We start from the raw sequence: 20611 nt of genomic DNA, 5'->3' as shown, positions 1-20611 counted from the left end.
GGTCACAGTAACCTCATTGTGATCCCGTCGAAAAGCCCCCTTTTGCGTATTTCCGGTCGAAAAATACGGTTGGAGTGTAAAAATCGCCTTAAAGTATTTTTATTTGACGAATCAGGTCGACAAAATCTCACGGACTGTCTCAAGAACTGCTTCAGCGTGCCCCTTCACTTTGACCTTGCGCCAGAGCTCTGCGATCGACCCATCGGCGAGGATCAAGAAGGTCGAGCGTTCAATGCCCATATACTTCTTTCCATACATGTTTTTCTCAACCCAGACGCCAAATTGTTCGCACGCATCATCGTTCTCATCGCTGGCAAGGCGCACCGTTAGCTCTTTCTTGGTTTTGAAATTGGCGTGACTTTTGAGGCTGTCTTTCGATACGCCAATGATTTGCACACCTAGAGCCTGAAAATCCGCCAAACGGGCTGAGAAATCGATAGATTCGGTTGTGCAGCCCGGTGTGTTGTCACGTGGGTAGAAATAGACGACATGGGCCTTGTCCTCCGGAGCGCCCAAATTGACGGATTCTTCATCGCTGACTGGAATTGTTACAGTTGGCGCCTTATCGCCTTTTTCTGGTCGGTTTGTCATGGCATGTCTTTCATGTCTGGCGGGACGGAGCCCGGTTGATGTGCCGCGAGGCAGTAGATTGATTACATGGAGCAAATGACTTGGTTCGCCAGACCACGAAAGTCATAATTTTAGAAACGCTCGGCGTCTTTTCACTAGTTGTGATGGCGGCAGTCGGGATTCTGGCCTTCATGTTGGCGAGCGGTCCTGTCGAGCTGGGCGTGTTTCGCGATGATGTTGAACAGGCGATTACGCGCGCTCGCGGCGATCGTGCGGTCACCGTCGATGAGCTCACTTTGCAATGGTCCCCTGCCGAACGGCGCGTCTTCGTTGTCGCCAATGGTTTGTCTTTGAAGGATGATACCGGACGAGAGGCTGGCTTTGCCGAGCGCGCTGAGTTGACCCTCGATGCCGGGAACATTCTATTGGGACGGGTCGAGCTTCTCGACGCTAATCTCCTGTCGGGATGGGTTGAGGTTCAAAATACCGGCCCCTCGAGCTGGACTCTCGCCGGTGATCCGCTTCCCGAAGTGCGCGCCGCTGCGTCGCCAAAGACCCCTGAAGAGTGGCTCGAGCGTTCCAATGCTGTGTTGAGCGATGTTCTGGTTGGGCTGCAATTTTTCGAAGAAGCCTTTGAGCTCGAGGCCTTGGCGTTCAATAATTTCGAATTCCGCGTCATTGATCCCGAGCGAAATCCCATCGGAACGATTGCAGAAGCCTCTGCCGAGTTTCAGCGTTTGGAGCAAGACGTTTCGATCCAATTCTCGGGTGATGGCCAAGGCTTGGGGCTACCAGAGATTTTCAGCGTCTCGCTGGATACGTTCGACAATTACCAAAGACTGAAAGCGGTTTTTGATGTCGGCGTTTTGCCGATCACGGACCTAGTCGAACGCCTCGGATTTTCTGGCTTTGAAGGAAGTGACCTGAGGCTGGGCACGTCCTTCAATGCTGATGTCACGCGTGATGAAGGCTTAACCCAAGTGGGATTGGTCGCGTCGCGCGAAACCGGAACGCTGCAGCTGGATATGATCAATGAGACGATTGATGATCTCGCTGCCGCCTTGTCGTATTTGCCTGCGGAAGATCAGGTCAGAATAGACTTTCTTCAACTCGAATCCGACCGGGTTGCGGGACGATTTGACGGTCAGCTGACCAATGTGCTTGCTAAGAATGCCTTACGCCGCCTGGAGCTCGACTCTGAAGCGCTGAGCATCGACATAACTGAACTGTTCGAAGCCCCTTGGGATATCGGTAATGTCAGCTTTGCGGCTGATATTGCCGACGACTTCACCATTTTCTCGATCGATAGGCTGGAAGCGGATTTGGGTTCAGCTCGCCTCCGCGCGAGCGGGGAAGTTGATTTCAATGTCGCCCATGAAGAGGGCGAGATTCCACTGACGCTCGACGTCACCGCCGAGCTGGTTGGCGATATTAGTAAAGAGACCATCCTGGCTTATTGGCCAGTTCGGCTCGGACGCGGCGCACGAAACTATGTCATCGAACGGCTGGAATCGGGTATGGCCACCGAGGCAAATGCGACGCTGACGCTGAAACCCGACAGTATGGCAGAGGGCTATTTGCGGGATGAAGATCTGGCAGTGGAGTTTGCCTTTAGAGATGGCGCCTTACGCTTCCTCAAAGATATGCCGCCGGTCGAGAACGTCATTGGAACTGGCCGAGTTGGCGGCAATAGCCTCCACATCGATGTGATCAGCGGTTCTTATGATGATTGGGCCGTGCAATCCGGCGCGGTGGATTTCCCCGCCTTCAATCCGCGTGGCCAAACCTTTACAGTGACAGGATTTGGATCCGGGCCGGCAGTGTCGATCTTGCGTCACCTTTCGGCGTCGAGTTTGCGCTTGGAAGAACGGACGGGCTTCGACCCCGAGCGAGTCACCGGCGACGCAACAGCCACTTTTTCATTAGAACGCCCCGCCTTGAGCGATGTTCCACTCGAAGACCATATCCTAGAGGTTCGCGGCGAGATCCGAGACGGGGGCCTCAAAGACGCAGCCGGTCCATTCGATATCACTGAAGCGAACGTCAATGTCGATTTGACGCTCGAGAGGATGATCCTGACGGGCTTTGGCAATATGGGTAGCTCGCCGGTTCAATTCACATGGCGCGATGCGTTCAATGATGGTGGCAACCCAGCGGATCTCTCGGCTACCGCGGTTCTGACCTCGGATATTCTCAACGTCTTCGGTCTGGTTGGGCGCGCCTTCATCACCGGCGAAGTGCCGGCAGAGATGCAAGGCAAAGTCGGGTCCGACGGTCTTCAGACCGGGACGTTTGCCTTCGACCTTAGCGATGCACGGCTGGATATTGCTGAAATCGATTGGGTGAAACCTTCGGGTCAAACCGCCCGCGCGACACTCAATTATGCAGGCGATTTGCGGGAACAGGCTGCGGCGCTGCGGTTCAATGCCGATGACGCCGCGATTGATGGCGATTTGAGGTTGCAAAATGATGGCCGCTTGGAATCGCTGATTTTGCGACGTTTCTTTATCGAAGACTCGGTCGATGTGGCGGGCGGCATTTCGCGCACAGAAGACGGCTTCAAGATCGAAGTGGATGGCCGATACCTCGATATTTCGGGTCTTTTGACCGAGATTGGATCTGTCGGCGATGTCGGCGGCGAAAGCGAAGGCCTCGGCCGAGATCTCACGGCCACAGTTGAGCGGCTGCGCCTGCGGCGAAACTTGGATTTGATTGGTTCTTCGCTGGCGTTGAACCTCTCGGCCACTGACGGATTTCAGTCCCTACGGGCGAGTGGAAACACGGACAATGGTGCGACGTTCATTGCGCGGCTTGATAATGAAGGCGCGGGGCAACCTCTCGCACTGGAACTCAAGACGAGCGATGCGGGCTATCTTGCCAGCGCCTTCTTTGGCGTCGATTTCATCGAGGGCGGTATCTTGGATCTGCGCGGCGCGCTGGCGACGGAAAATACGCCGGCACGCTTGATGGCTACGATTGAGGATACACGCCTCATCAACGCGCCATTCTTTACTCAAATCCTGTCTCTCGCATCTTTGCGCGGCCTCACGGATACGCTCTCAGGGGACGGTGTCTTATTTTCTCGGATCGAAGCGCCGATCACGATTGGCGGCGGGCGGTACGTGATAGATGGCGGCCGCGCGAGCGGCCCGGCACTTGGTCTGACGGTCAATGGATGGGTGGGAACAGATGGGCGCGGGATTGATTTGAACGGGGTTCTAGTTCCGAGTTTCGGCGTCAATTCCGTCCTGGGCGGGGTTCCGATCATTGGCGACCTAATCGTTGGCCGCGAAGGCGAAGGCATATTCTCGATCACTTATTCTGTCGCCGGGACTTTGGAAAAAGCGCAAGTTGCGGTGAACCCGCTTTCAGCGGTAACGCCTGGTATTCTAAGACGAATTTTTGAGAATCCATCCGATACCTCGATCCCAGAAGCGATCCCGGTGGATCCAAATCTGAAGCCGCCGACGGAGAAACTGCCGGACTTGCCGGATGAGGAAATCCTCTCACCGACGCCGGGTAGTGATGGCTAGACGACTTTCGGACCTAAGATTTTGCCCGTGTCCGGAGATCCCTGCGCAGGCAGGGATCCATAGACTTGAAAGCTCGCTCAGATCTTGGTTCAATTATTTCTCCCTAGACCCCAGCCTTCGCTGGGGTCGGCGGTGAAAATAGGGAACAATAGGTGCGCCTAAACGGGCTTGACCAAAGCGATCCGCTTCTTGCCGACTTGCACTTTGAACGCATCGACATCTGACAGGACGTCGTCCCAAGCATGGGCCTGGTCCGCCGCGATCTTTTCATCATTCACCCGCACGGCGCCTTCATTCATTTTCCGGCGCGCTTCGCCATTCGAGGCTACGAGTTCACCCGCGCGGAGCAGGGCGGTTGTCGTCGGCCCATCAGCATGTTCGGATTTGGCGATCTCGAAGGTCGGCAAGTCGGCCGAGACGCCGCCGCCGGTGAAGGCTTTGCTGGCCGCGGCCTCAGCCTCTTTCGCCGCTTGTTCGCCATGCAACATCGTCGTCGCCGCGTTTGCGAGCGCGATCTTGGCCTGGTTGATGTCGGCGCCTTCCAAGGCGTCCAGTTTGGCAATCTCATCCAGCGGCAAATCGGTAAACAGTTTCAGGAACCGGCCGACATCCGCGTCTTCAGTGTTGCGCCAGAATTGCCAATATTCGTAAGGGCTCCGTTTCTCAGCGTTCAGCCATACCGCACCATCGGCGGTCTTGCCCATCTTGCCGCCGGACGCCGTCGTGATCAGCGGGCAGGTGAGGCCGAAACCCTGATTGCCATCGGCTTTGTGGATGAGGTCCGTGCCGCCAACGATATTGCCCCACTGGTCCGAGCCGCCCATTTGCAAGAAACAGCCATGGCGGCGCGACAGCTCTAAGAAGTCGTAGGACTGGAGCAGCAAATAGTTGAACTCCAAGAACGTGTACGGCTGCTCATTGGTCAGGCGACGCGCAACTGTGTCCTGTTTCACCATCGTGTTGATGGTAAAGTATTTTCCGATATCGCGCAGGAATTCGATATAGCCGATTTTGCTCAGCCAATCATCATTATTGACCATGATCGCATCAGTCGGGCCGTCGCCAAAGGTCAGAAAGGGTTCAAACGCTTTCTTGATGCCGGAAATGTTCGAGGAGATTTGTTCGTCGGTCAGGATTGGACGAGACTTTTCTTTATCCGTCGGGTCGCCAACTTTGGTCGTGCCGCCGCCCATCAGGACGACAGGCTTACCGCCCGCTTGTTGCAAGCGGCGTAGCATCATGATCCCGACAAGCGAGCCGACATGAAGGCTGTCCGCGGTCGCATCAAATCCGATATAAGCCACCGGTACACCGTTCGAACAATAGGCGTCGAGTTCCGCTGTGTGGGTGGCTTGCTTAATGTAGCCGCGTTCCTCTAGCGTGTGCAGAAAGTCGGATTTGTAGTCGCTCATCACATTTGTCCTTGGTGAAGCGGCGCGGTTAGCATGGGATGGCAGGGGTTTGAATACGCCCACGGAAAAATTTGAGCCGATTTGGGTCGCTGGATTCATGTCAGGCACCTCAATTGATGCCGTGGATGGCGCTCTAATCCTCACGGACGGCGAGCGCGTTTTGGATTTTGGCCCGACTGTTGAGCGTAAATATACGCGCGAAGAACGCGAGGTTTTGCAGATTGCGACCCGCGCCGCGCTCGATTGGAATTGGACCGGCCCTCAGCCCGAGGCCGCCTTTCAAGCGGCGCGCGAGGTGGTGGTCTCAACCCATGCGGCGGCATGGGAGGCTCTACGCGAGAAAGCCGACGGCTTTGAGGTCGCGCTGGTCGGTGTGCACGGGCAAACTGTCTTGCACCGCCCGCCAACCGATTTGGTTCCCGGCGCAACCTTGCAATTGATCGATGCGCCGGCTTTGCAAGCAAAGCTGGGCTCGCCGCTCGCCTATGATTTTAGAAGCGACGATGTCGCTGCAGGCGGTCAAGGTGCCCCGCTGGCACCGGTCTATCATAGAGCGTTGCTTGAGCGGGAGAGTGCAGCCGCGGGCGCGGTGCTTAATCTCGGCGGCGTCGCGAATGTGACCGCGTGCTTGGCCGGCGGCGAAATGCTCGCCTTTGATACCGGACCCGCCAATGGACCGATTGATGAATGGGTCGAAGGCCATGAAGCGGGCACCCATGATGCGGGCGGACGACTTGCCGCGCGCGGGCGTGTGCATGAGGGCTTATTGGCGCAGCTCTTAGAGCATCCGTGGTTTCAAACCCCGCCGCCCAAATCGCTCGACCGGTATGATTTTAATGCCAGCATGGCGCGCGGGCTTTCTTTAGAGGACGGCGCCGCGACTCTCACAGCATTTTCTGCGCATGCGGTAGCGCAGTCGCTCAGCCAATTGCCTGAAATGCCAGAGCGTTTGATCGCGTGCGGTGGTGGTCGGCACAATCCAACACTGATGCGGATGTTGGCAGAGGTGGTGCCGTGCCAGGTCCTGACCGCCGAACAAGTCTGCTGGCGCGGCGATTCCATAGAAGCGGAAGCATTCGCGTTTCTCGCTGCACGGACGCTTCGCGGATTGCCCATCTCTTGGCCGAAAACGACAGGGGCGCCTGAGCCGATGAGCGGCGGACGGATCGAACGCTAGGGCTTTGGTAAGGCGCTCTTTTCAAACTCATCCTGAGTTCAATGCGAATATGCGGATATCTGCGTCTTCCTCGACCGCGAAGCGGTCTGAGGATCCATCACGCGAATTTTCCACCCGCGGAAACACCCCGAGATGAGCCCTCAGACAGCCTATGGCTGTCGAGGGTGACGCGCGCGGCGGCGATGTCCCCTTTAAGCCTCATCCTGAGCGAAGTCGAAATTACCTTCGTCTATTTTGGAGCGCGTACAGGACGCAATGCTCGATGTCAGAGTGGCTCAAACTTCAAATAAACATTGAAAGATTGAGGCAGTTTGGGGTTGCCCGGAATTGTATATGTCTCGATGAATTTTTGTTTCGCTGCTTCGGCTTCTTGAATGGTTCTTGCGCCGCCTGGATCGAACCAGCGATGATGGTTCACCAATTCGTCGAGTCGATAGGACGCGCCCCAAAACCCCGGCTCACCGGGGACGGCGCCCACGACTTTTACCTCCGAAATCCTGAACCCCAATTGCTCTGCGGTGTTTTGGGCATAACGATAGGAAAGCGTATAGCGGAACAGTTCGTCCACGGACTTGGTTGGATAAGTGTGCCGCAGCCAGGACAGTTCCCCAATTGTATTCGCGCTAAGCACGTTTTTCAGCATGATTCCCGCAGCTTGCGGATCGGCATAGCTAAACCCGAGCGCTTTATAGGTGTGCATATTGCCCCACATCACGAACGGCACGCCGGGCCCTCCGTCTCGCAACGGCACTTGGACATCTGGGACCCAGCGCGGTCCGGCTCGGTACCGACTGCCCGGCGCGCTGAGGACTTGTTCGCGCAATTGCGGCATATCCAGTCGCGGACTACCGGGCACAAATTTTCCAGGCGTGGCTAAGAGTTCATCCGGCAATGCCATCCGATTGGCCTGCGCCATGTCGAAAACGAAGAAGTCCTTCCCGGTATCGAAGACAGTATCGCTGGTGCGTGCGCGAACAAATTGGCCATAGACGACACCGCTTTCAGCGTGCCCAGCATAAACGTGTGAAACGACGGTTGTTTCGCCATCTTCAAGCGCTGTTTGGGTTCTAAAATAGAGGCCTTCGGGATTGCCATTCGCAGGCGCGGCTTGATCAACGAAAGCGGGCCCCCGCGACGGTGCACGGTTTCGGTGGCGGGCTACGGCGCGTTCGAGATTTTGCAAACTGTCTTGCGGCAGACGGATAATGTCTAAGACATCATCATCCATTAAAAGCCGGTTCATCACGCGTGGGTTTTCGCTTACCAGCCGCTGGATATCGGGGCGCGTTACCATGTCGTCCAAGCGCAATATCGCGTCGGATGTCAGGCCCTGTGCCCACGCAGGACGCACCGGTCCGATAGCACCGGCGACCAATTCTTCCCGATAGATTATGCGTTCGAAGTTTAATGCCCGGAGCTCATCCGCGTTTAGGAATCTACGCCCCAGATCCATTTCTTTATGCATGGCTGAAATGATGGTGCGATGCACATCTTTCTGCGCCCTGGGAGAAAGCTTATTGAATTCTTCCAAGTTCGATGTGCCGCGGTTGGCGAAAATCCGCTTTGTAGTGCGATTGCCGCGTATAATCGAGCGTTGCATTTCCGCCGCTGACCCGATCGATTTTACCGCAAAACCAACCTGAATGAACGACGCCGCCGTTTTGATATACGAGACCAACGCCGAACTATCGTCTCGCATCGCTTGGTGGAGTCTTGCATCGCCGATCGCGACGCGTGCACCGCGGGCAAATTCGAGTTCAACAGATTCAGCATATTGCTTGGAGGATTCTTGCACAATGTTCAGCGCAAGATCGGTGAAATCGAGAACTGCGGTCGCATAGACCACGCTTTCAATGGCGAGAAGTTCTGCGCCAATACCGATCGGAATCGACATCAGGCTCAACGTGAGAAGATAATTGTCCCACTCATCATCGCTCACGCGCTCTTGTTCTTTGAGCGTCTGAGCGTAGAGGGCAACATTTGAGACATGCGCTCGAGCTTGTCGGTTCGCCACCCATTGCGTGCGAGATGTTGGGATCACGGCGCCGCCCGCATCGATCCGATCTTCGGTTATGGTTTTGAGCTTCATCAAGGACGCGTAGGTGCGGCGCCTCAGGACATCTGTTCCGAACCCGGTCAGATAGAGCATGTCTTTTACATCGCACTCATCGGTCTCATCGATCTTTTCGATAGAGCCTTTGATCTCAGCTAGGAGTTTTCGCCGCGCCTCACGCATCGCAGTGATTTGGTATTTGAGCGCTTTGTCTCCCCTGAGGTCATACTTCTCCTCCAAATAGTCATCGTAAAATGTGAGCGACAAAAACAGTTCCTCACCACGAGGATCTTTCACCACTATCTTAGAGAGCGGATGATCCCCTTTGATCACCGCCTGTCGCAGGTTGCTGCGCAAACCGGCTGTCGCTTCATCGCCGAGATCTTCGGCATAAACAGCTTCCGCAGATTTCAACATCGACCGGAATACAGGGCGCAGGGCGATCGTGCCTGCATGTTCCCCAACTTTAATGCGAGTATTGAGGATGGTTTCGACGTCGCGCCAGATATTGCTGATGACCACATCGCTGTAATCGTCGGCTTCTTTGCGCGCGAGTTCGAGATCGGAATATCGTTCCGGATTATCAATTCCGGCACAATTCGCGGACTTGAGCAGCGCGCCGCGCCAGGAAATCATTTCCGGCGCTGCTCCGCCCTCAATGATCTTCAGTAGATTTGATGGTTTATCGAGAACTTTGACATTTGTCAGAGCACTTGAAAGATCTAGAATTGGCGCACCGCCCAGTCTTGCATGCAAGGTGTCACCGTTTACCGCCGGAACCATGAGCGTCCCTGTCGGGTACAGCGCCTCAGTTCCAGGTGTAATCAGGTGAATAGGGGGGGAGCGATAGACCCTGGAATTGCTACGTTCAGTATCTTTCTTGACGGTGATGCCGAGTTGGTCACCGAACTTAAGTTGCTTCCCATTCTTGCCAATCAGAATCTGAAACTCATCAAACGGAAGGTCCGTTTCCGCGTATAGTTCGACAATGATTTCTTCAGGCGTGTACACGAGGTCTGTGAGCTCAGTCTCAAAAATCGCATTGGCGCGAAGCTGCGGCTCCAAATCGATGGTCAAGTCTCGCGCAAAGGCAATGGTTGCGCGATGGTCGCCAAACCGTAACGTCCAAGCCGTGTCGACATCATTGATCGCGAGCCCCTTATAGCCAGGCAAAACGCCCGGCTTGAGCGTCGCTTCAAGGATCATGAAATCGTCACCCGGTTCGCGCTCATATCGCGGCTTCTCTTGTTGGGTTGTGAGATCGACGCGTTCCAGAGCTCGATCAAGCAATTCTCGATCAGCCAGAGCACCATCGCGCTCATACGTGCTCTTTAGCGCATAGACATAGTACTCGACTTTATCGTCTTCACTGGTGATTTCGATGCGCTCTCCACGCCGGTGCGGCAAGTTTTTCCCATACACGAATACATAGCGTTTGGTGTCGTAGACATCGACTTCGCTGCCGGTATTGAACGGGTAAGGATAGGCGGGGCCCAGCAAACCCATGGCAAACTGCTCGCGGATGACAAAAGCATCTTTGATTTCCGGAACAGGCCGCGACCATGCCTCACTTCCAGTCATCATCGCGCCACCAACATTGAACGCGCCAAATTCGAAAAAACCAACTCTATTCGCGCCACCACTCTGAGCGGTCAGTGCATCAACCGATTGCGACCACGTGCCCGCCAGACTGTTATTGGCTGCGTTGTAAACGAGGTCAGATGTAATCGTCTGGTCAAGACCAGGCGGCGTCCCGAGACGGGCTTCATGTGTGCTCTCGCCGAGTTTTAGGGTGAACGTACTACCGGCCGCATTTACGGGCTGACCCACCGGATGAAAGTTTGGATTTACCCCCTCTGTATCGGCAGTCCAAACCACGCGAAAGGCATCGCCTTGAAGACTTACTGATTGCGCGCGAAGGGTTTGAGCGGTTCCATCCGGCAGCTGAAACGTGACTGTGCCGTAATCAATATCCACATCAAAATAGGCGCGGCCTTGAATCAAGCCAGCCTGGTGATCGTTATACGAAATGACCCAACCGCCATTCAGCGTCGAAAATTCCGGCTGAGAGACAGCATTCGGTTGAGCGTATAAAGGCGCCGCTAAGACGCAAAAACTGAGGAAAGCAAACAGCGCGGAAAAACAGGCTTTCATCATGGCTGAGCTCCCGGATCAAACGTAATCATTTCACTGCGGAAGAGTGCATCATCTTTTTTTGTTCGCTTGATCAAGACCGTTCCGCGACCACTTACCTCAACCCGATAAGCTTCCTCCGGAGGTGCCTCTTCAAACTCTGCTTCAATGAAATAAGGATGCCCCGGCCACATCTGATCGACGGGTCGAAACTCGGTGCTAAATGTTCCGTCTGTTTGGGTCGCCCACATTTGCACCAGACGAAGTTCAGGCGCTTCATCCAAGACCGGCCCAGGACAATATGCGTCGGGCAACCGTGCGCTCGCCGGTTTAACCTCCAATTCGATCTCAACGTTTTGGGTGCCGCGATCGATATTGCCCATTTCTGGGTCTGACAGTTCTCTTGAGTATCGCAGTGCCAATTTAGCCGAAACCGTTCCCGATTCGGTCTGAGATTTCAAAAGGTGCATTTTCGGCGCGCGGTAATAGTCAGACAGATTGCCTTGAGACGTGTCCCGAAGATCAGCCTGTTTGAAGACACGCGGGGTTCGAGGTTGTTCCCAGTTGTATCCGATCATACCTGCATCGGTTTGCATCGTGTGGGAATAGGCACCGCCTCTCCAAGCCGGCTCAATCTCAGAGATCTCGTACGTGTTGATCCTGCGATCCCCGTATCTTACGATTTCATATTCCGCGCGGCCTTCTTGAGAATTTCCATATTCCCATGTGAGGATGTCGTGTTTTGTGCCGGGGCTCATCGTCTTTTGCAGAGATACTTGGTTGAACCCTTTATACGTGTACAGATTCCAAAGATCGGCGGGGGAGCGCCCGCCCGCCTCAGCAACATAAACGCGCAAATGCCGACCGTTTAGATCTGTGGGCAGGCGTAGATTTGCCCCATCTTTGATGATCGGAACACCATTATAATCGACCCAAAGCTCTTTGGATGCAGGGCTTTCATATGGGGAATGCCAGATATATTTCTGCTGATCGAACTCCCTCGCGCTTAGCTGCATGTCTGCTGGCATCTCGGCATCCGAAAATGCCCACGCATAGCGCACAGCTTCATAAACGGCTTGGCGATACGTCTCGCGAAATATCCGGGTTAGGATCGGCCGGGTGGTTTCTTCGTACCATTCAGTTTCTTTAGAATCGAAGTCAAACGCCGACACCGGCTTGGGGGTTAGATCGGTGAATCGTTTGTCTAAGCTTAAGAGTAGAATTTCCAATTGATCGCTTTGACATCTACTCACATCGAATACTGACAATGACACATTCGGCACAAACTCAAACTTTGGCGGTGGGCCATCAAAATGCGCAAGCGGCGCGATCTCGGGAATGCCAGGGACGGTCTCAAACTCGGACGAAAGGATCGTACGCTCTACGGTTTGGTCCTGAACGCCGTCGAACTGGCCGAAATAGGTTTTCCCACCTTGGAAGTGTTGACGTACCTGAGCGCCCGCAAAACTAATTTGCGCGGTGAGCGGCGACCGCTCATCGATTGGGCCGTATCGCTCTGTGCCAAGATCATAAGTCCGCTGACCTTCCATGAGGGCTGCTAAGAACGCGACATCATTAGCGAGCAATCGGGCAGCTTCGACGATGCGCCGAATTTCTGCATCAAGCTTCGCATAGTAAGCTTTTCGTTCAGGATCGACGCCGCTATAAGTGCGTGCCTGCGCATAGCTCTCAAGAATATTCAGATAGTGATCGCGATGCTCGCCCCATTGCCGCAAAAACCTCAAAATGGTTTGGCGGCCATCTACCTCGGAGTGATCGGTATTTGCGTATAGACGCGCCTCGAGCGCATAGGGTCCATAGGTCCAGTGTGTCTCTTCATTCGTTCGCCAATATTGTTGGCCCTCATAAAAAAACGTATCTACTTTAAGATCAGCATCGCCACTTCGCGTGACCTTTAGATTTAGCAAAATATCCGCATCAGACGCGTCGGGAATTGGATCCTTGTCGCCTGGTAACAACACATCAAATTCGGCAATTTCTGGGGCCTCAAGTTCGGGAAAGTCAGGCATCTCAAATTCGAATTCTGGAGGTATGGGACCATTTGGTTCATTTTGCGCCGCAGCGACGCCGCCTTGAAGCAGCAACAGCGCTGTACAGCTCCGCCATAACCCCAGCTTACATTGATAACCATTCAGCTGGGCTGGATCTGCCTTGCGTTTATGTTTCCCCACCAATCGTCCTCCAATCGAAGCGATCTTTCCGCGAATTATGCGCCGGAAGGGCAAAAAAGTGAAGTATGGGCCGTTTCCCAACAGCGCTATCGTCTCTGTCCAACAGATTTTTTAGCCGTCAGAACATTCCAATCGCACTGGTGACATTCAGCCTGTTAAAGTATCAACGCACCCAACACTCATCCTTCCGTAATCGCTGAGCGAACGATTCCTTTTTGCGCCACTCGGAAACAGCGAGCGACTTTAGGGCCTGTTCAAAGTTGAATCACATCTACATTTGGTGCGTCACAATCAGGTTCGACATTGTTCAGCACATTAACCGCGTGGTTGATCCGCTTCTTAGTCGCCTTGAGCTGGTTGATGTGTTCGTCAATCGAGCGAACCTTTTCGTGCAGAGCTTCGATGATCGCCGGCCGGGACAATGAGGCATCGAGCTGTTCGGGCAGCAAATTGCGGAGTTCCGCCAAAGAGAACCCCAGCGACTTGCCGAGGTCGAGTATGCGCAGGCGTTCAGCGGTGTTTTTGTCGAACTCTCGATAGCCATTCAATCCGCGTCCAGGCGACGGGATGAGGCCTTCTTTCTCATAGTAACGAATGCGCGAGGCTGAGAGCCCAGTATCGCGTGCCAGTTGACCAATTTTCATAGCGCTTGACCTTAAAGTATACTTCAAGGTTGATAAGGGTTGTCGAACCAACGCAAATGGAATCGACATGACCCCACCAAATCTGTTCTCGCCGCTCATGCTGCCCAATGGGGCCGAGTTGCCAAACCGGCTCTGCAAGGCCGCTATGGAAGAAAATCTGGCCGAGCCCGGCCAAGTCCCAGGTAATCGACTGACAACCCTATATCAGCGCTGGGCGGATGGCGGCGTTGGTCTGATCCTGACCGGCAATGTGATGATTGATCCTGGCGCGGTGACCGGACCTGGCGGCGTCGTGCTCGAACACGGCAGCGACCTCGCGCCGTTTCGAAAATGGGCAGAGGCGGGACGCTCAGGCGGCGGACACATCTGGATGCAAATCAATCACCCGGGGCGCCAACTCTACGCGGCGCTGGGGGAACAGGCCGTTGCTGCCTCTCCGATTGGTGTGGATCTTGGAAAATATTCCAAGATGATGGCGGTACCGCGCGCGCTAGAGGATGCAGAGATTTTGGAGATCATTGATCGATTTGCTACTACCGCCGCATTGGCAGAACAAGCTGGCTTTACGGGTGTCCAGGTTCACGCCGCGCATGGCTATTTGATCAACCAATTCCTGTCTCCCCTCACAAACACGCGAACTGACCGGTGGGGCGGAACTCCAGAAAATCGCGCGCGCTTTCTCTATGAAACCGTCAAAGCCGTCCGGGCCCGGGTCTCTCCTGAGTTCTGTGTTTCTGTGAAGCTGAATTCCGCCGATTTCCAGAAAGGCGGGTTTCAACTCGAGGACGCTAAAGAGGTGACGAAAGTGCTCAACACCCTTGGCCTCGATCTCCTCGAATTGTCTGGCGGCAGCTATGAAAGCCCGGCCATGTATGGGCAGACCGACGACAGCTCGACATCGCGACGCGAAGCGTTTTTCGTGGACTTCGCACGCGATATTGCGACGGTTGCCGAAATGCCAATCATGGTCACCGGTGGCATCTATCGAAAGTCGACCGCGGTTGATGCCCTGGCCAAGGATGAGGCTGGATTCGGCGTCGATGTATTGGGGATCGCCAAAGCCCTGGCGCAGGTTCCAGATTTGCCAAACCAGTGGCGCCAGGAAGGATCGCTCGAGGTTGAAGCTCCAAGAGTCGAATGGAAGAACAAAACCATGGCCGGGGTCGCGATATCGGCAATTGCGCGTCGCCACCTTGTGCGAATGGCAAACGGCAAAAAAGCAGGCGCACGCCTGTCTCCAATGATCAGCTTAGCCTGGGACCGGATGCGCGCTAAACGACTGACCAAGCGCTACAAAGCCTGGCGGGCGAAGCGATGATAACGACCGCCTTGTTTGCCCTTCTCATAGCCCCCGTTCTGAGTTGGATTAGGGGCAAGAGAAAGTGACCTGCTGGTTCTCCGCGAGTGCGGTTTTCCATGGAGGACGCCTTATGTCTCTTAAGGAGTATCCAACAGGGTTGCTGCATCTACCCCTGGTGCGAGCAGGCCGCTATCGATACCGCATTTGATGATGGTGGCGAAGTAAGCATCAATGTCCTTTCCTGTGCCATCGAGCTGGACGAAATAGTCACCTAGCAACACACCGCGCCCATGAAACCCTGGGGGAGTTTTGCGGACCGGATAGTTATATGGCCCGGGCTCTAACATTAACGGCGCAAGTTGTTCGTTTGAATACATGTCTTTTAACGCGTCTACGTCCGGTGTGCCTGAGCTGATACAGATCCCAATATTTTGCTTCGAGGCTCCATGTTCAGGTGTGCCCGGCATCAGGCTTTCATCGACTGAGCTGTAAGTGATCCGCGCAAAATCCGCGTTTTGAGGCCACTCGCCGCGTGGTAGACCAAACAGGCGCCAGCTCTCTTTCGGCGGCGGAATCAACGAGGCGGCATCCGTGCAATTGACGTATGGCCAGCTTACTTCAATCAGCAGTTCGTCGATATTCTGGCCGCTCTGCCCGGCGAGCATGCGACGCGCTTCATCACGCTCATTGATTTGCTCAATTGCTTCGAAGGCATTCGCGGCGTTGATCGGGCTGGTATCGATCGAAACAGGGGATGCGGATGGCGTTTCGGCTTTGTTCGGTGCGGCGCTCGACGCTTCCACCGCCCCAGCCTGGGTAGAGGCTCCGGCGATTTCATTTGGAGCTCCATCAGCGTCAGAACTGCTGCCACATGCCGACAATACGACGGCGGCGACCATTGCCACGATAGGTGACCGGCGTGGTTTTATAGGCATAATTCAGTCTCCTCATCCTTACCGCGCGCGCATTCAAAACGTTCGCCAATTCCAGTCAGTTGCCAGCCGGGAAACTCATCTTCGGGGTTCCAGGAATAAATGGTGCGATAGGCAATACCGATCAGTGCATCATCGTTTATGACAGGATGGTGATAGTCGATCACCATGTCTGTGATCCCGATCTGGCAAAAAGACTTCGTCAGTGGCGCAGGTGTTTCTTCGCGTGACAAACGCCCCGCGAGCCAATGCTCGACCGGAGCTGTGGCGCGAACGGGTTCAGCATCTGGTGCATCGATGAAAACCATCCGGTCCTTTGCTTTGAAGCCCGCCATCGGATTGTTCGGATCAATCTCGCATAGCGGCTGCGGCGCGGGTGGGGCGGGTGTTTCGATGACGGCGGGTGCGTCCGGCGTCGATACATCGACGCCATGATTGTCTTGTTCTTCTGCGAGTGCGGGCAGTGCCGCACCTGCCAAAATGGCGATGGCGAAGGGTGTTGCGTATCGCACTTGAAATCTCCTTTTCAGGTCGAGGCTCGGCGCGCTCTATGGCGTGCACTGTTTCCATTTTTTGCCGCAGCTCAGGCGACACGAGCTCTCCTGCGGGGCGAGTGTTCCTCTGGACTGTTTGCTTTCAAGGCATACTTTCGCCGAACAAGAACAATCGCACGCGCCGGAAGTGGTACGCACGCTACATGTCCCGGGCGGCTGGGTGCCGCCTGTAATCACTGTATCGTCGCGTCCATCGCTCGGCGCTGGTCCATTCTGGCCGGGAATTGGGGGGGTACTGATTGGTGACAGTGCGCCGCCAAATCGCGAATTGATCGCCGCCATACGCAACTTGACGAGCCCGTGATAGGTTTCGGTTTCTTGCGGCTCCAAAGCGGTGTCGCTGCGGCGCGTTGGCGGAAATGCCAGCGTGCCTTGGCCTTTTGCGGTGACCCGTTCACCGTATTCGCAAATATCATCGATATTCTTCGCGATCATCTGTGGAAGGTCCGCTGCGGGGACCATGCAGAAGCCCTCGTCGGCGGTGAAATAGAGCGTGTCGCGCGTATTCTCGATAATCTCGATTGCGCCATTATAGTCGTCGTCCGGGATGCCGATGTAACCGTCCTTCGAAACGAAGGGGATGACCGCATCGGTCTCGCCGGTGAAGCCCGGTTTCAGCACCGTCGGATCGGTCACGATGTAGCCGAACCCGTCGCCCACATCGTCAACGATGGAAAGCATCATATCCAACGTCGCGCCTGCGCCTTGCATGATCTCATCCGATACCGGGGAGGCCATGCCTTCGAAGATATTGGTCCAGCTAAAGTCCGGCGTTTTTCCGGACGTGCTAATTGGTGCGAGGCCAACTTTAGAGCCGTGATCGACAGTCGCCGTCGACATGTCCATCAGGTCAAACTCACCCGGTGAACCATCACCCATATCGGCAAGATCGCCTGGCTCGCCAATGACGGCATCGAGGGACCATGTCAGCTCAACATTCACCCCTGGTCGACTTTCAACTCCGCCAGGACGGACATCGGTCGGCACGTAGGAAACGAGAACAACGGTCCAGCGCTTATCGTCGGGCGACTTCCGCTCTAGCGGCTGGTTGTAGAACGTCTGCAACACACCTGTCTCATCTCGGCTCGGAGGCGTAGAGGGGATATAGATGCAGCGAGTTTCGTGGCCGCTATCGATCGAACTTTTGCAATCGCGCAGAGATTTTACGATATTGTTTTCGCCGTTCGCAGCGCCCGAAAAGAAGACGTCGTCGATGCGATCATCACCTGCCTGTCCATTGGCGATTTGCGCTCGAACTTGCATGTCGCCTTTCCAGCCAGCGTGCTTAGCCTCGTAGCGGATTGTGAAACACCGGGCGGCAAATGGTAGGATTTCGACTGTCCGGCTTTGGCTTCGCTCGACTTCATTGATAATCACTTCTGGGCAATCGCCGAACGCGTCCGATAACCATTTCGAGGGGTTCACCCTGCCTTTGAATTCACTGAAGCCGCGGCTTCCATGATAAGCAACAAAGGACGGGAAAGCGTGCTCCAGCCCGCGATAAAGATCTCCGTCTTGTTCGTCGATATATTGATGAATCGCAGAGACCGGATTGTCGGTATCTGTCGCGGCTTCCAAAATTTTCGGCAGATGGCTCCAATCGTCTTCCAGGTGCACCTCAATCAGATAGCGGATCAGTGCGCCTTTGGTTTCTTCTTCGTTTTGGTCCTGCGCCAAAGGAAGTGGTCCAGCGCTGCCACCAGGTGTGATCGCCATGCCTGTGGTCGCTGGAAGCGGCATCGAAACGGGCGCGACCGTGGAGAATTCTCCTTTCCAGTCCGTCAATCGCCGTGAATAATTCCCTTGAAGGTAAGGAAAGCGCTGCTCCATGTCCTCATAATCACCGAGCAAATATTCTTCGGCATCTTCAAGCGCCGCAACAGCAATTGCATCAATGGCTGCGGCAGTTAGAAACTCTGGAGCAGGACCCGACCCAGTCGCAGCCTGTCTTGAGAAATCCCACAATCGCGCAGTATTCCACGATGCACCGAGAAGCACGCGCGCCCGCCAATTGAAACCCACTGACTTTTCAAGACCGTTATAAACCACGTCCACAACGGCTTTCATGACCGCGTGTCGGTTTGTCGGATCGACCTCAAAATCAAAAAAGACGGGGCGTAGTCGGCCCGACATATCAACGACTTCGCTGAATGGACTTAGCGCGCAAAAGATCGGATAACCGGAAGGGGCGCGCTTGTCGGCAACCTTTAAAGTGGTTCCGGCCTGAGGCTCCAGTCCTTTGTCTTCCATCCAATTCAGACCAATCGCAGAACCACGAACAGCGAGCTCCATATAGTCTGACGTGAAATTGAGCCGCGCGCCCGCAGGAATGCTTTTCGAGCTAAGATTTTCGCAAAGACCGCTCGAACCGATGAGTGGTTCTATTCTCTGCCAAAAAGCAACATTTGTTTCGACGACCAGGCTGTCACCATTTGCGCTCACATGCCGGTCTGCCTGTGCTGGATCAGCACGCACCGCGTAGAAATTGCTTTGGCTGTTAGCGGTTTGAAGCGATCCGGCCCCGATGGCTATTGCGAGCGCGGCGATGAGACATTTCGCGTGCCTCATTGTCCATTCCCTATGTTTGGCATGCCGGGGATACCTTGCATATTGGGGATGCCGCCGACGCACTGCATCATCGCCGCGCCCATACTCATGCTAGCACCGATGATGGCAGGATTATTCATGAGCGCCTGTTCGGCTTCTTCGCGGGTTAGGCCACGCTCCTCTGCAACTTCAGCGAAAGCGTCCTCGGCGCCTCGATGTTCGGCTTCGCGAATATCGACCATGAGCTCGAAATCATCCGGCGTGAATTGTGATTGCATCTTGGTGACCATGCAGTCGCAAAGAGCCTCGTCTTCATTTTCGGCAATGCAGACTTTCAGCATCCGTTCGCGCGGTGTGCCGGTAAGTTTCGGGGCGGCTGCGACTGGGCCTTGGTTGCAATTCTCGCCCATGTCCATGGTTTCCACGAACATCATCGCCGCCGCCTGATTATCGGCCTGCGGGATCGACTGCATCAGTGTGACCTGCTCGCTGCCGGCCATGCCCGACCCGCCACTTGCCATTACCGCCCAAGCCAGCGCAATCCGAGGTGACGCGGCCTTAGCGACGACTTTGGTTTCGAACTCGGCTTTATAGCAGGCGCAGTATTGTTCGCTATTGCCATCACTTGTGCATGCATTGGCGACGATGGCGCGGGCTTTGTTGAGAGGCTCCGCGGCAGCATCTGAGGCAATGGAGCTATTCAGCGATTGCGGTGTCAGGCGGCCAACGAGGCCGGGCTCGAATCCTGCTTCCAGGCGTGTTTCAGCGTCTACTCCAGGCTCTTCGTCGGCCCAAGTTACGACTGCACAATAGGCATCATCTTCATTTTGATGTTCACGCATCTTGTCGCGAGCGCTCGATTGCAAACTGTCGAATCGCGTGGGGCTAATACCCATATTCTTAGCGCGCGCTGCGGTAATCTCCTCATCCGTTGTAGCATCGCTGTCGCTATAATCGGTGAATGACCGGAAATACGCCTCGAACTCGAGATCAGAAACGCGTGATGCCTTGCGCGCAGCATCGCAGGTGCAGAACCGCGAATCGCCCGTCGATGCTGTGCAAGCAGTGATGTATTCGTCGACTGCTGCAGGTTCAGATGGCGCTGATAGCGCTAATGGCGATGCGCCGGCGATCACGCAACCTTCTTCATAATCGTTGATATTCTCCGGGCGCCCCCCAACTTGATCGTACATTTCGATCGCAGCCATAGCCGTCAGAGGATCGCTCATCATGGCCTCCATTGAGGCCTCGTAGGAATTGTCCAACCCAAGCGCGTAGAGATAGCCTTCTGCGATTAGCGGCCGGGTTTGTGCTGTGGAAACACGCTCGTAAACAGCCGCGCGGCTCGCGACGCAGGCGCAATCTATGTTCGGTCGCTCAAAAGAACTGCACGCTTCAGCGACAGTTGGCTGAGCTGAGCTGAAAGGGCTGAGACTTACAAATACAAGGCCGGCAAGAGCTACGAGAATGGCTGCGCGCATGAATTCCCTCCTAAAAAAGTAGATTCCCGAAGAGGGTAGAGAGGCCGCTCTTGAGGCGCATACGTCAAATGACGCATGCGCCT

12 protein-coding genes are annotated in these 20611 nt (G+C 55.1%); 3 read left to right on the top strand and 9 right to left on the bottom strand.

Annotated features, from left to right (window positions below; translation table 11 throughout):
* Positions 1-111: 111 nt before the first annotated feature.
* Positions 112-591 carry a peroxiredoxin gene (locus tag MY069_RS02745; RefSeq protein WP_482795549.1) on the bottom strand — a complete coding sequence of 160 codons (480 nt, stop codon included), beginning with the start codon at positions 589-591 and terminating at the stop codon, positions 112-114.
* A gap of 80 nt (positions 592-671) precedes the next feature.
* Between MY069_RS02745 and MY069_RS02740 the strand changes: the two genes are divergently transcribed.
* Entirely contained in the window at positions 672-4103 is a 3432-nt protein-coding gene (locus MY069_RS02740; RefSeq protein ID WP_482795548.1) for a YhdP family protein, read from the top strand.
* 158 nt (positions 4104-4261) lie between these two features.
* Here the strand turns inward: MY069_RS02740 and tyrS are convergent, their stop codons facing one another.
* Positions 4262-5515 carry a tyrosine--tRNA ligase gene (gene tyrS / locus MY069_RS02735; RefSeq protein WP_482795547.1) on the bottom strand — a complete coding sequence of 418 codons (1254 nt, stop codon included), beginning with the start codon at positions 5513-5515 and terminating at the stop codon, positions 4262-4264.
* Between the two features lie 49 nt (positions 5516-5564).
* Here tyrS and MY069_RS02730 point away from each other — a divergent pair, with 49 nt between their 5' ends.
* On the top strand, positions 5565-6692 hold the full coding sequence (locus tag MY069_RS02730) for an anhydro-N-acetylmuramic acid kinase (RefSeq protein ID WP_482795546.1): 1128 nt from the start codon (positions 5565-5567) through the stop codon (positions 6690-6692).
* Positions 6693-6957: 265 nt separating this feature from the next.
* Here the strand turns inward: MY069_RS02730 and MY069_RS02725 are convergent, their stop codons facing one another.
* From MY069_RS02725 to MY069_RS02715, 3 genes are all read right to left on the bottom strand, one after another.
* On the bottom strand, positions 6958-10902 hold the full coding sequence (locus MY069_RS02725) for a hypothetical protein (protein WP_482795545.1): 3945 nt from the start codon (positions 10900-10902) through the stop codon (positions 6958-6960).
* The gene (locus MY069_RS02720; protein ID WP_482795544.1) at positions 10899-13070 is read right to left on the bottom strand and encodes a hypothetical protein; all 2172 of its coding nucleotides are present in this window, start codon (positions 13068-13070) and stop codon (positions 10899-10901) included. Before MY069_RS02720 ends, MY069_RS02725 begins: the two co-directional genes overlap by 4 nt.
* A gap of 254 nt (positions 13071-13324) precedes the next feature.
* Positions 13325-13714, bottom strand: a complete 390-nt coding sequence (locus tag MY069_RS02715) for a MerR family transcriptional regulator (RefSeq protein ID WP_482795543.1) — start codon at positions 13712-13714, stop codon at positions 13325-13327.
* Positions 13715-13781: 67 nt separating this feature from the next.
* On the opposite strand from MY069_RS02715, the gene MY069_RS02710 reads away from it, so the two are divergent.
* Positions 13782-15032, top strand: coding sequence for an NADH:flavin oxidoreductase/NADH oxidase family protein (locus MY069_RS02710; RefSeq protein WP_482795542.1), 1251 nt, complete (start codon positions 13782-13784; stop codon positions 15030-15032).
* A gap of 119 nt (positions 15033-15151) precedes the next feature.
* On the opposite strand, the gene MY069_RS02705 is transcribed toward MY069_RS02710, so the two are convergent.
* From MY069_RS02705 to MY069_RS02690, 4 genes are read right to left on the bottom strand one after another with little or no spacing between them, the layout of a single operon-like run.
* Complete coding sequence (locus MY069_RS02705) at positions 15152-15949, bottom strand: hypothetical protein (RefSeq protein WP_482795541.1); 798 nt, start codon at positions 15947-15949, stop codon at positions 15152-15154.
* A complete protein-coding gene (locus MY069_RS02700; protein WP_482795540.1) occupies positions 15940-16458 on the bottom strand; it encodes a hypothetical protein in 519 nt (172 codons plus the stop codon). Before MY069_RS02700 ends, MY069_RS02705 begins: the two co-directional genes overlap by 10 nt.
* 36 nt (positions 16459-16494) lie before the next feature.
* Positions 16495-19068, bottom strand: a complete 2574-nt coding sequence (locus tag MY069_RS02695; RefSeq protein ID WP_482795539.1) for a hypothetical protein — start codon at positions 19066-19068, stop codon at positions 16495-16497.
* On the bottom strand, positions 19065-20528 hold the full coding sequence (locus MY069_RS02690; protein ID WP_482795538.1) for a hypothetical protein: 1464 nt from the start codon (positions 20526-20528) through the stop codon (positions 19065-19067). Before MY069_RS02690 ends, MY069_RS02695 begins: the two co-directional genes overlap by 4 nt.
* Between the last annotated feature and the right edge of the window lie 83 nt (positions 20529-20611).

The sequence above is a fragment of the Hyphomonas sp. ske169 genome (genome assembly GCF_056850855.1).
This window is presented reverse-complemented; position numbering and strand designations above follow the sequence as displayed.

Bases quoted from the DNA above. Each gene is read 5' to 3' on its own strand.
- MY069_RS02705 (WP_482795541.1), bottom strand. From the start codon at position 15,949: ATGCCTATAAAACCACGCCGGTCACCTATCGTGGCAATGGTCGCCGCC.
- MY069_RS02695 (WP_482795539.1), bottom strand. From the start codon at position 19,068: ATGAGGCACGCGAAATGTCTCATCGCCGCGCTCGCAATAGCCATCGGG.
- MY069_RS02690 (WP_482795538.1), bottom strand. From the start codon at position 20,528: ATGCGCGCAGCCATTCTCGTAGCTCTTGCCGGCCTTGTATTTGTAAGT.
- tyrS (WP_482795547.1), bottom strand. From the start codon at position 5,515: ATGAGCGACTACAAATCCGACTTTCTGCACACGCTAGAGGAACGCGGC.
- MY069_RS02725 (WP_482795545.1), bottom strand. From the start codon at position 10,902: ATGATGAAAGCCTGTTTTTCCGCGCTGTTTGCTTTCCTCAGTTTTTGC.
- MY069_RS02715 (WP_482795543.1), bottom strand. From the start codon at position 13,714: ATGAAAATTGGTCAACTGGCACGCGATACTGGGCTCTCAGCCTCGCGC.
- MY069_RS02745 (WP_482795549.1), bottom strand. From the start codon at position 591: ATGACAAACCGACCAGAAAAAGGCGATAAGGCGCCAACTGTAACAATT.
- MY069_RS02710 (WP_482795542.1), top strand. From the start codon at position 13,782: ATGACCCCACCAAATCTGTTCTCGCCGCTCATGCTGCCCAATGGGGCC.